General features: G+C 38.1%; 11 protein-coding genes. 7 read left to right on the forward strand and 4 right to left on the reverse strand.

Annotated elements, in window-relative coordinates; genetic code table 11:
- Positions 1 to 330: 330 nt before the first annotated feature.
- The 6 genes from cysK to AC5YCD_RS06255 all read left to right on the forward strand — a co-directional run bounded on the left by cysK (position 331) and on the right by AC5YCD_RS06255 (position 5,275).
- Positions 331 to 1,326, forward strand: a complete 996-nt coding sequence (gene cysK, locus AC5YCD_RS06230; RefSeq protein WP_496129196.1) for a cysteine synthase A — start codon at positions 331 to 333, stop codon at positions 1,324 to 1,326.
- 138 nt (positions 1,327 to 1,464) lie between these two features.
- Entirely contained in the window at positions 1,465 to 2,547 is a 1,083-nt protein-coding gene (trmA, locus tag AC5YCD_RS06235; RefSeq protein ID WP_496129197.1) for a tRNA (uridine(54)-C5)-methyltransferase TrmA, read from the forward strand.
- Positions 2,548 to 2,793: 246 nt separating this feature from the next.
- Positions 2,794 to 3,018 (forward strand): hypothetical protein, encoded by a 225-nt coding sequence (locus AC5YCD_RS06240; RefSeq protein ID WP_496129198.1) that lies wholly within the window; start codon positions 2,794 to 2,796, stop codon positions 3,016 to 3,018.
- A 256-nt stretch (positions 3,019 to 3,274) separates the two neighbouring features.
- Positions 3,275 to 3,388 (forward strand): hypothetical protein, encoded by a 114-nt coding sequence (locus AC5YCD_RS06245; RefSeq protein ID WP_228722443.1) that lies wholly within the window; start codon positions 3,275 to 3,277, stop codon positions 3,386 to 3,388.
- Between the two features lie 151 nt (positions 3,389 to 3,539).
- Positions 3,540 to 4,691, forward strand: coding sequence for an MFS transporter (locus AC5YCD_RS06250; RefSeq protein ID WP_496129199.1), 1,152 nt, complete (start codon positions 3,540 to 3,542; stop codon positions 4,689 to 4,691).
- A 128-nt stretch (positions 4,692 to 4,819) separates the two neighbouring features.
- A complete protein-coding gene (locus AC5YCD_RS06255) occupies positions 4,820 to 5,275 on the forward strand; it encodes a hypothetical protein (protein ID WP_496129200.1) in 456 nt (151 codons plus the stop codon).
- Between the two features lie 41 nt (positions 5,276 to 5,316).
- On the opposite strand, the gene accC is transcribed toward AC5YCD_RS06255, so the two are convergent.
- The 3 genes from accC to aroQ are packed head-to-tail and all read right to left on the reverse strand — an operon-like array spanning position 5,317 to position 7,596.
- Entirely contained in the window at positions 5,317 to 6,684 is a 1,368-nt protein-coding gene (accC, locus tag AC5YCD_RS06260) for an acetyl-CoA carboxylase biotin carboxylase subunit (protein WP_496129201.1), read from the reverse strand.
- Between the two features lie 22 nt (positions 6,685 to 6,706).
- Entirely contained in the window at positions 6,707 to 7,129 is a 423-nt protein-coding gene (gene accB, locus AC5YCD_RS06265) for an acetyl-CoA carboxylase biotin carboxyl carrier protein (protein ID WP_496129202.1), read from the reverse strand.
- Between the two features lie 17 nt (positions 7,130 to 7,146).
- Positions 7,147 to 7,596, reverse strand: coding sequence for a type II 3-dehydroquinate dehydratase (aroQ, locus tag AC5YCD_RS06270; RefSeq protein WP_496129203.1), 450 nt, complete (start codon positions 7,594 to 7,596; stop codon positions 7,147 to 7,149).
- Positions 7,597 to 8,327: 731 nt separating this feature from the next.
- Here aroQ and AC5YCD_RS06275 point away from each other — a divergent pair.
- Positions 8,328 to 9,092 (forward strand): alpha/beta fold hydrolase, encoded by a 765-nt coding sequence (locus AC5YCD_RS06275; RefSeq protein ID WP_496129204.1) that lies wholly within the window; start codon positions 8,328 to 8,330, stop codon positions 9,090 to 9,092.
- Positions 9,093 to 9,305: 213 nt separating this feature from the next.
- Here the strand turns inward: AC5YCD_RS06275 and AC5YCD_RS06280 are convergent, their stop codons facing one another.
- Positions 9,306 to 10,631 carry an ISNCY family transposase gene (locus AC5YCD_RS06280; protein ID WP_180185633.1) on the reverse strand — a complete coding sequence of 442 codons (1,326 nt, stop codon included), beginning with the start codon at positions 10,629 to 10,631 and terminating at the stop codon, positions 9,306 to 9,308.
- Between the last annotated feature and the right edge of the window lie 107 nt (positions 10,632 to 10,738).

Here is a 10,738-nt window from a genome sequence, read left to right on the forward strand (position 1 = left end):
TGCTATGTATAGATATAATGAGCGCTTTATTATTGTAAAAACCATTATCGAGAAAACCGAACAATAGATTGCTATATTTTATGACGATACAGGATATATCTCCGTGATTTTTTGCAATTCTCCGAACATATTTTTAATTTTGATCGGTTTTGTTAATTTTGAAATCGGCGATTTTACACATTTTTGCTTAAATTAACCGCAGTTTAATCGCTAAAATAGATAAATAACTTATAGGAAAATAAGCGTACGCTTGGTGTGTCAGACAAGATAAATTTAAAAAAATTGGCGTATGATAAACCCTATAATTGAATAAATGTGAAGGATAGACACATGACCGATGCCGCTTTTCCAACCCCAAATAATTTGGGTATTGCAGTTTACGAAAATAACGCTGAAGCCATTGGTAATACGCCACTAGTACGTATTAACCGTGCGATTACTGGTGGTGCGACTGTATTAGCCAAAATAGAAGCACGTAATCCAGCATTTTCAGTGAAATGTCGTGTCGGTGCTGCCTTAATTAAAGATGCAGAGCAACGTGGTGTATTAAAGCCGGGCATGCATATTGTCGAGCCAACCAGTGGTAATACTGGTATTGCCTTGGCATTTGTGGCTGCTGCCAAGGGCTATCCAATTACCTTAACCATGCCTGCAAGTATGAGTATTGAACGTCGTAAGGTACTTAAAGCACTGGGCGCGAATTTGGTGTTAACCGAACCTGCTAAAGGCATGAAAGGCGCCGTGGATGAAGCAGTGCGCTTAACTCAAGAACAACCAGAACTGTATTACCTGCCACAACAATTTGAAAACCCAGCCAATCCTAAAATTCATGAAACCACCACTGGCCCTGAAATTTGGCAAGCAACAGGCGGTAAAGTTGATATCTTAGTGTCTGGTGTAGGGACAGGCGGTACCATTAGCGGTATTTCACGTTATTTTGAGCAAGTACAAAACCAAGCGCTTTATTCTGTTGCAGTTGAACCTGCCGAATCTGCCATTATTGCTCAGGCCAAACGTGGTGAAGACTTAACCCCAGGGCCACATAAGATCCAAGGTATTGGCGCCAACTTTATTCCTAAAAACTTAGATCTAGATTTAGTCGATGAAGTGATTGCCATTCCAAGCCAAGAGGCAATTGACTGGGCCCGTAAAACTGCCACCCAAGAAGGCATTTTAGTGGGTATTTCAAGTGGTGCAGCGATGGCAGCCGCAGCACAATTGGCCGCACGTCCTGAAAATGTAGGTAAAAACATTGTGGTGATTTTACCTGATGCAGGTGAGCGCTACTTATCTTCTGTATTATTTGAAGATATTTCTGCAGAATAAACCTGTTTTAGCTTCATCAAAAGGTGCTCTATGTGGAGCGCCTTTTTTAATTGTATAGATTTTATACCTGATAAATTTAGGTAACATCCTTAAATTTTGTTACTATGAAGCACTTTTCATAGCTTTACCTGTTTGCATATGACTTCATCTTACCAACAACAACTTGATGCTAAAGTTGCCCGTATCACGGCGCAATTTGCTGAATTTAATCCGCCTGCTTTAGATGTGTTCGCATCACCAGAACACCATTATCGTATGCGTGCTGAATTTCGCGTTTGGCATACTGAAGATGATATGTTCTATGCCATGTTTGAGCGCAATGAAGATGGGCAAAAGCAAGTCATTCGTATTGATCAATTTGAAATTGCAGATCAAAACATTAACCGTTTAATGCCTGAACTTTTAACTGCACTTAAGGCAGATCCGATTCTGTCACAACGCTTATTTGAAGTGCATTTCTTGGCGACTTTAAGCGGGGAAGTGTTAGTTTCTCTAATTTATCATCGTAAATTAGAACAAGATTGGTTACCTGTTGCAAAACAAGTCGCTGAACAACTCAATGTGAAATTAATTGGTCGTTGTCGTGGGCAGAAGTTTGTCTTAACTGAAGAATTTGTGGTCGAAAAGCTTTCTGTGTTTGAACGTGAATATCTGTATAAACAAATTGAAAGTAGTTTTACCCAACCAAACGCGCAAGTCTGTCAAAAAATGCTGCAATGGGCTTGTGAGGCTGCAGATTATTCAGAAAAAGACTTATTAGAACTGTATTGTGGTAATGGTAACTTCACCTTACCACTATCTACACGTTTTCGCCGTGTTTTGGCTACAGAACTGGCCAAATCATCAGTCTATGCTGCACAGTGGAATATTGAACAAAACCAAATTGACAATATTCAGGTGGCACGTCTCTCGGCTGAAGAATTTACTCAAGCTTATAATGGCGAACGTGAATTCCGTCGTTTGCAAGAAGCTCATATTGATATTGCAAGCTATGACTTTGATACAGTGTTTGTCGACCCACCACGTGCAGGGATTGATGATGAAACCTTAAAGTTGTTACAGCGTTTTAAACGTATCATTTATATTTCATGTAATCCTGATACGCTACATGACAACTTAAAGACTTTGGCCAATACACATCAAGTGACTAAATTTGCTTTATTTGACCAATTTCCATATACCCATCATGTTGAATCTGGTGTATTGCTTGAAATGAAATAAATAGAGGTTCTACTCAAACAACAGTTGCCAAAGCGAAGGGGAGTTCAATTGGGCTCCCTTTATTGTTTATAAAAAATAATAGCTTATAAAAAAGCAAGCCCATTAAATCGCATAATATCGTTTAAAAGCAGTAGTATCATCGAAAAAATGCGTCAATCAATCGCTGCTTTTGTCGCTCATGACCACTTGTTTTATTTTTTATATTGGCTATATTTCGAACTATGTTAGATTATCAATGAAGGCTCTATGAGTTTTTGGCAAAAACTGTTCTCTGATCAACAGGTCAACGCACATAAAAACCAAACCGCTTGTGTTGAAAATGACTGTTCATGTAAATCGAATGAACAACTCATTACAGCATTAAAACAAGCGACGGATGAAGATGTCATTCTTGGTATCAAGAAAGTTTTAGCGGCTCGTGGTTATAGCCGTAAAGAGTTAAATGATTTTCAGCATTTACCTTTGCAATAAACTGCAAGATAGATGCGAAAAAAAGGATTGCTGAAAAGCAATCCTTTTTTTTGTTTAAGAATGCATATAACCCATACACACTATAACAATAAATAACATTGTTAAGAAATTATTAATAATGTAAGACTGTGTAAGAAAAACCATCTAAAACGTGTCGTTTTTAGCACATTTTATTATTTATGTTGAGCGCTCACATCTTGTTATTTAGAATTGTTTATAATTTCTAAAACCATTTAACATAGATACCGAGGATATTATGGAATTAAAGAAATTTTTGTTAAGTTTTAATAATCTAAACACTTATCTTTTTATGGCAATTATGCTCTTGATGAGTTTGATTATCTATTTTTACGTTATTAATCCGTTGTAAATAGAAAGAACCATAGCAACTTGATCTGATTAGTTTTTCTTCAATTTAATAATAAAAAATAGACCTAGCGAGTGATCAAAATAAATAGATTATAAAATTCACTGGTTTTGGGTGTAACATTGTGGCTTATTTTTGTCGTTTTGCGGCTATTATGCGCATCCAAAATCGTCTCGCTGGATTTTACTTCTTTTATTACGCTATTGTTGGCACCTTTATGCCGTATTGGAACCTTTATCTTGAAGATCAAGGTTTTAATTATTCCGAAATTGGCGTATTAGCATCTGTAGCCATTATCACTCGTTTTTTTGCTCCCTTTATTTGGGGTTGGATTGCCGATAAATCAGGCAAGCGTATGCTTTTGGTGAGGGTAGCCACTTGGGTTGAAGCTTTTGTTTGGTTACTGATTTTTATTATTCCCAATAGCTTTCAATCTATTGCCTTATTGATGCTGATTTTTAGCTTTTTTCAAAATGCTATTTTGGCACAATTTGAAGGAGTGACTGCATTTTGGTTAGGTAAACAGCGTGCAGCACTCTATGGTCGAGTTCGACAGTGGGGATCGATAGGGTTTATTATCGCCGTGTTTGGTATTGGTGCTCTCTTAGATATCATTCATATTAGTCAATTGCCCATTGTTTTATTATGTATTGCTGTACTGGCTTTCTTATGGTCTTTTAGTATTGCTGAACCTCATGAGGCACCCTCGGCACAGCAAAAAATGCAATCTATTCTGCCAGTTTTAAAACAACCGGCTGTACGTGCATTTTTTATCATTGAGTTAATTCTATTATTTTCGCATGCGCCTTTTTATAGCTTTTATAGCAATTATTTAAAAAGTCATGGCTTAAGTACCAGTTTAATTGGTGGCCTGTGGTCCATTGGTGTAATAGCAGAAATTGTCATGTTTGCTTGTGCACCGTTTTTCTTTCAGCGTTGGGGCTTTCGTACTTTAGTTAGCCTTTGTTTATGTACAACTGCATTACGCTGGGGATTAGTGGGCATATTCTATGATTCATTATGGATACAAGCTATTGCACAATCTATTCATGCCTTTAGTTTTGGTTTATTTCACTTAATTGCCATGCGTATTATTTTTGACTATTTTACACCACAGCAGCAAGGACGAGCCCAAGCTTTTTATAGTACCATCTGGGGGATTGGGGTGGCCTTAGGCAGTATTTTGGCGGGTCAATATTGGCAGAGTTTAGGCGGTGAAATAATTTTTATACTGGCAGGTGTAGTGACTTTATTAGGATTACTATTTGTGCGTCCACTTCCTATTCAACGCGACATGAGCTCATAAAGCGACAATAAAAAAGCAACATAACTTAGATTCTAAAACTATAGAGTATTAAATCGTGAAGCAGTATGATAGATAAAAGTTAAAGCACTCCATTTAACTTCACTTTCTAATACGCTATAAAGATTTTTATGAAAAAAAAGGTACTGATTGCACTTTTAGCTGCTACAGCAACAATCCCAGTTCATGCTGTACCTGTAGTGGCTGATAATATGCAAAATAATATTAAGATTAGCACACGGCCAGCTTTGGTGGGATTGTGGGGAATGCCTATTCCTGAAAATAAAAAATGTACCGAATATTACAATTTTAAGAGTAATCATGATGTATTTATTCGAAGTGGGGCAGAGTGGTCTTACGGAAATTATGACTATCAACCTAGGATTGACCTAAACAACAGTTCTGCCTTACTCAATTTACATATTCGCCATGATAACAACGAAATTGATTGCTCTGGTATTCAAGAAGACCAAAGCGGTGAAATGACTCGAGTTGCAATTACTTGGCATACACCATCACATATTTCTTTTTGTTTAGAAGATCATCCCAATCAATGTTTTGCCAGCCTAAGACGTATCTATCCGTAAAAAAAAAGCCACTCTGTTGAGTGGCTTTTTGATTTTAAAGCTTACACGACTTTTTCAGCATGAATTTCTAACTGCTTAAGCAAATGCTTTTCTAGATAGTGAATATCCATTGCTTGCTTACAGAAATTTGCATCTTCTAAAATCAATTCACGATGCAGTGGGATATTGGTTTTAATACCACTTAAAATCGTTTCATCAAGCGCTTGTTTCATGCGAGCGATCGCAGTTTCACGATCTTTACCATGTGCAATAATTTTAGCAATCATCGAATCATAGTAAGGTGGGATGCTGTAACCTGTATAGATATGAGAATCTAAACGGATACCTGCACCACCTGGCGCGTAAAATTGTTCAATTTTACCTGGAGATGGAATAAAGGTGGTTGGATCTTCTGCATTAATACGGCATTCAATCGCATGACCTTTACAGACCACATCTTCTTGTTGGATATCTAATCCCAAACCTGCAGCAATACGTAACTGTTGTTCAATAATGTCAATACCAGTAACTTGCTCAGTGACAGGATGTTCTACTTGAACACGTGTATTCATTTCAATAAAGAAGAATTCACCATCTTCAAATAAGAATTCAAACGTACCAGCACCACGATATTGCATGAGCTTACATGCATTCACACAAGCTTCCAGAATATGCGCACGTGCATCTTCAGGCAAGTTTGGTGCTGGTGCCTCTTCAAGTACTTTTTGATGACGACGTTGCAATGAGCAGTCACGATCAAATAAATGAATCGCATGACCATTGCCGTCGGCGAGTACTTGTACTTCAACGTGACGTGGCTTTTGTAAGAAACGTTCCATATAGACCGTATCATCACCAAACCACATTTCGGCATCACGCTGTGCTGCTTGTACAGATTCAAGCAGGGTGTCGACACGTTCTACAATACGCATACCACGACCACCACCACCAGAAGCTGCTTTCACAATCAGTGGGAAACCGATTTTTTTAGCTTCTTCTAAGGCATTTTGTGTAGTCACTGCATGAGCAGAACCAGGCACAGTCGGTACACCAGCTTTACGCATGGCTGTGATCGCAGAAACTTTATTACCCATTAAACGGATATGTTCTGGACGTGGGCCAATGAAAATAAAACCAGAGGTTTCTACAATTTCAGCAAACTCAGCATTTTCTGATAAAAAACCGTAACCTGGGTGAATGGCATCTGCACCTGTGATTTCTGCTGCAGTAATAATTGCGGGGATGTTTAAATAGCTTTCACTACTTGCACCCGGGCCAATACATACAGCTTCATCACAAAAGCGTAGGTGCATTAGGTCTTTATCAGCATCAGAATAGATACCAACAGTTTTAATCCCTAATGTTTTGCATGCGCGGGTGATGCGCAAGGCAATCTCACCACGGTTTGCAATTAATACTTTCTGCAACATTATCGTTCCTCGTGATGATGACTTAAGCGCGATAACGGAAAAGTGGTTGACCAAATTGAATCACTTCGCCATTTTTTACTAAAATTTCTTCAATAACACCGCTTTGCGTTGCTTCAATTGGGTTCATGATTTTCATGGCTTCGATAATACCTAATGTTTCGCCAGCAGTTACCGTTTGGCCAACTTTAACAAAAGGTGCTTCGCCAGGGCTTGACGCTGCGTAAAATACACCAACCATTGGCGAAGTTTCGACTGCGCCGCGTGGTGCAGATTTAGGCGCAGCAGGAGCGGCAGCACCAGGTGCTGGCATAGCTGCAACAGGTGCTGCAACCACAGGTACACGACGTGTTAAAGCGATCGATTGATCACCTTCTTTCACTTCAATTGCCTGTAGGTCAGATTCAATCATCAAGTCGATGAGTTTTTTAATTTTACGAATATCCATGGTTCAAGTCCTGAGTCTTAATGAGATGGTTGAATTTTTGCAATCGCATAATCTACGGCTGCTGTATAACCTTTGGCACCAAGTCCACAGATCACACCCACAGCTTTATCGGATAAATACGAATGATGTCTAAATGCTTCACGTGCATGTACATTGGATAAATGCACTTCAATAAAAGGAATATCTACCCCTAAAAGAGCATCTCGCACCGCTACTGAGGTATGCGTCAAAGCAGCAGGGTTAATCACAATAAATTTCACCCCTTGCTGTTTGGCTTCATGAATTCGATCAACAATGGCACCTTCCCAGTTGCTTTGAAAAGTTGCTAATTCAAGTTGAGAATATTGAGCTTGTTGAATAAGTTGCTGGTTAATATCTTCTAATGTTAAGTAACCATAAACCTCTGGTTCACGCTGTCCAAGCAGATTTAGATTCGGTCCGTGAATCACCAAAATGGCTAAACTCATTCAAATTACTCCAATGTTAAATTTGCAATGATAATTTGCAAGATAGATGCAAAGTTTGCGCTATTATTGCATAATTTTCTACATCTGATCTTTTAAGTGGTTATAATTTACTAAAAGATCAAGCTGTTATATGAGTGCTATATTGTAAATTTTGTAAGTAATTCACAATGTTAAAAAATGCCATTTTTAAATTTTTTTTTGCAAGATTGCTACAAATTTTTATTTTTTAAATAAAACCAAGAGCAATAAATTTTGAGATCTATAGACATAAAGTGACATAAATATAGTGAGTATTAGTATTAAAGATGCCGAGTTGTTGCAGCATTAAAACATGAGTATTTATAAAACTTTTTGTGTGGTATGCCTATGGCAACATCGTTCATTTTTATAAAATTAAAGCAAAAACAGTTAATTAATTTAATTTTATTTGGGTTGCGTTCTGTTTATTAAGATATAGATTGAGGAAGTCTAGTCTATGCAATATTCAGAAAACCCTACACCAACAAGCGATTGATTGACCAATATGATCATACAGATCAAAAAAAAAATTCAGGCGAAATCTGCCAAAATGCCTAATATTCCAGCAAATTTAATGCAAAATAATTTATGCAACAAAAGCTTATACTAGATTCTTAATAACACCAAGATGTCTTAAAAATACAGTGAAGATCCTTGCTTAATCCAATCAATCAACCCAATATAAGTATATCTATTTATGATTTTCCTGAATTATGCAACTTCATTATCAGTACCAAGCCCATCCTAATACTCAAGCAAAAACTTTAGTCTTTATTCATGGTTTATTCGGTAGCTTAAGCAATTTGGGGATGTTAGCTCGTGCATTACAGCAAGACTATGCCACGCTACAAATTGATCTACGTAATCATGGCTTATCTGCACATTCCGACGCACACAGTTACGATTTGTTGGCACAAGATGTAGTAGATACACTAGATGGATTAAATATTGATCAATTTAGTGTAATTGGTCATTCTATGGGAGGTAAAACAGCTATGCGTTTAGCAGAGCTGGTGAATGATCGATTAGATAAACTTGTTATTTTAGATATAACACCAATAGCCTCAAACGATTATCATCATAATAAAATTTTTCAGGCACTCATTGCAGTACAAGATGCACAAGCAACCACACGCCAACACGCCACTGAAATTATGCAGCAGTATATTAATGAAATGATGGTCATTCAATTTTTACTTAAATCATTTAACAAAGGACAATGGTTATTTAATGTGACAGGGTTGGAGCAAAATTATTCTGAAATTCTAACCTGGAAAAATCAAAAACCTTGGAATAAACCATGTCTATTTTTACGTGGCCAAAACTCTGACTATTTGGCTAAACCTGAACACTTTGAGGCAATACAGCATCAATTTCCCCAAGCTGATATTCAACTCATTAAAAATGCTGGGCATTGGCTACATGGAGAAAAGCCTCAAGAGGTTTTAGATGCAATTAAAAAATATTTAGCAGATTAAAAAAACAGTCATGCTTTGCATAAGCTAATTTATTTGAAGCATGACGAATAAAAAATTAATTATTAAAGTTAGCGAATGATAAATACCGCGGCTGTTTTTTCATTTAGCCATCTATATGCTGCAGTCAACCACATTTATTGATATGGATAATATATCATGATCCATGTTATTCCCAAGTAGAAATGTCCTACCTAATAACCAAATAGAAATGTCCTATATGGACATTTCCAAGTCAAGCACAGGATTCAGATTTCGTTGTTGAATTGCTGTTTTCTGTGCACGTCTGCTTGGCATCTTTTGAGAACGATTACGTTTGTTTTGCTGTTCCAGTTCTTCATGCTGTTGTTGAATATGCAGCAATACAGAACTTAAACGTTTATTCTCAACAATCTCTCGCTGGTTAAGCTGACTTAATTTATCGAAGATGCTGTAATTGATCTTCCGTCCTTCATGCATGATCGCTACAGTACCATCCGGATATTCTAGAAACTCAAGATATTTACCGATCAGCTTCTGATTTTCTTGGATATTCTCCAGAATATATACACATTTATCATAAGTAATGGTCAGGCTATTGGTGACTCTGCGGGGTTCACGCCAAGTAAAAATATCATCTAATTCTTCAGCTGTTTCAGTGACAGTCCGGTGGAGATCCTTAGGATTAAAGGCCATCTTGGCAAATTTACGATTAAATTGCTCAATAAAGCAGGGCAGCCAGGCATTGGCATCTGCAATCGAACTGATAGCTTCTAAGCGCATCTCCTTAATCAGACGATCCTGAAGCGTTCTATTGGCTCGTTCTACACGTCCTTTGGCCTGTGGTGAATTGGCGAAGATGATATCGATATTGAGCGTACTGAGTACTCGCCCAAATTGGGTAATCTTGGTGTCTTTCTTGCTGCTTTGATTTACCCTAAAGACTGAATGTTTGTCGCTGTAAAATGCTAAGGGCTTACCGTGCTGTTCAACATACAAACGTGTCGAAATCATATAGTCAAAGGTTGATTCTGACTCACAGAAGCGTAAATGCTGTAATTTGCCTGTGGCATCATCAATAAACACCAGCAGACAGCATTTAGCAGCACGCCCTTCGAACCAGTCATGGTGAGAGCCATCAATCTGGATCAGTTCACCATAGCAATCCCGGTTATATCGAGGCTGATATGGGCGTTTCAGGCGCTTGGCGCGAGGAATCCACAAGTCGGCTGCAATCATCCAAGAACGCAGGGTTTCTACTGAAAGATCGAATCCATGTACGGTGGTGAGCTTTTCATGCGCTAAAGTGGGTCCGAAACCATGGAGTTGGTCAGAAACAATATTGAGGCACTTGAGTCTGAGTTCTTCAGGAAGTTTGGAATTGCTGGTTTGGCCACGACCGGCATGGGCTAATGCAGCTGGACCTTGAGCTTTGTATTTCTGCAGTAAGCGTCTGATCTGACGTTCTGAGATATGAAGTAGCTGAGCAGCCTGGGATTGAGTTATGCGTTGATCGCAGATTTCCTGCAAGACCGACAATCGTTTAAGTTCTTTATCCGACATAGACACCAACATATCAAACCGTCCGCTTCGATAATCGCAAAAGCGCATATTCTAAAAGCGGACATTTTTACTTTGGAGAAACCGGACATTTCTATTTTGGAGTTACA

Source organism: Acinetobacter sp. CY05 (assembly GCF_059515805.1).

What these genes read in the sequence shown, in the direction of transcription:
- AC5YCD_RS06250 (WP_496129199.1), top strand. Translation starts at nt 3,540, where the DNA reads ATGCGCATCCAAAATCGTCTCGCTGGATTTTACTTCTTTTATTACGCT.
- AC5YCD_RS06255 (WP_496129200.1), top strand. Translation starts at nt 4,820, where the DNA reads ATGAAAAAAAAGGTACTGATTGCACTTTTAGCTGCTACAGCAACAATC.
- cysK (WP_496129196.1), top strand. Translation starts at nt 331, where the DNA reads ATGACCGATGCCGCTTTTCCAACCCCAAATAATTTGGGTATTGCAGTT.
- trmA (WP_496129197.1), top strand. Translation starts at nt 1,465, where the DNA reads ATGACTTCATCTTACCAACAACAACTTGATGCTAAAGTTGCCCGTATC.
- AC5YCD_RS06245 (WP_228722443.1), top strand. Translation starts at nt 3,275, where the DNA reads ATGGAATTAAAGAAATTTTTGTTAAGTTTTAATAATCTAAACACTTAT.
- accC (WP_496129201.1), bottom strand. Translation starts at nt 6,684, where the DNA reads ATGTTGCAGAAAGTATTAATTGCAAACCGTGGTGAGATTGCCTTGCGC.
- AC5YCD_RS06275 (WP_496129204.1), top strand. Translation starts at nt 8,328, where the DNA reads ATGCAACTTCATTATCAGTACCAAGCCCATCCTAATACTCAAGCAAAA.
- AC5YCD_RS06240 (WP_496129198.1), top strand. Translation starts at nt 2,794, where the DNA reads ATGAGTTTTTGGCAAAAACTGTTCTCTGATCAACAGGTCAACGCACAT.
- AC5YCD_RS06280 (WP_180185633.1), bottom strand. Translation starts at nt 10,631, where the DNA reads ATGTCGGATAAAGAACTTAAACGATTGTCGGTCTTGCAGGAAATCTGC.
- accB (WP_496129202.1), bottom strand. Translation starts at nt 7,129, where the DNA reads ATGGATATTCGTAAAATTAAAAAACTCATCGACTTGATGATTGAATCT.
- aroQ (WP_496129203.1), bottom strand. Translation starts at nt 7,596, where the DNA reads ATGAGTTTAGCCATTTTGGTGATTCACGGACCGAATCTAAATCTGCTT.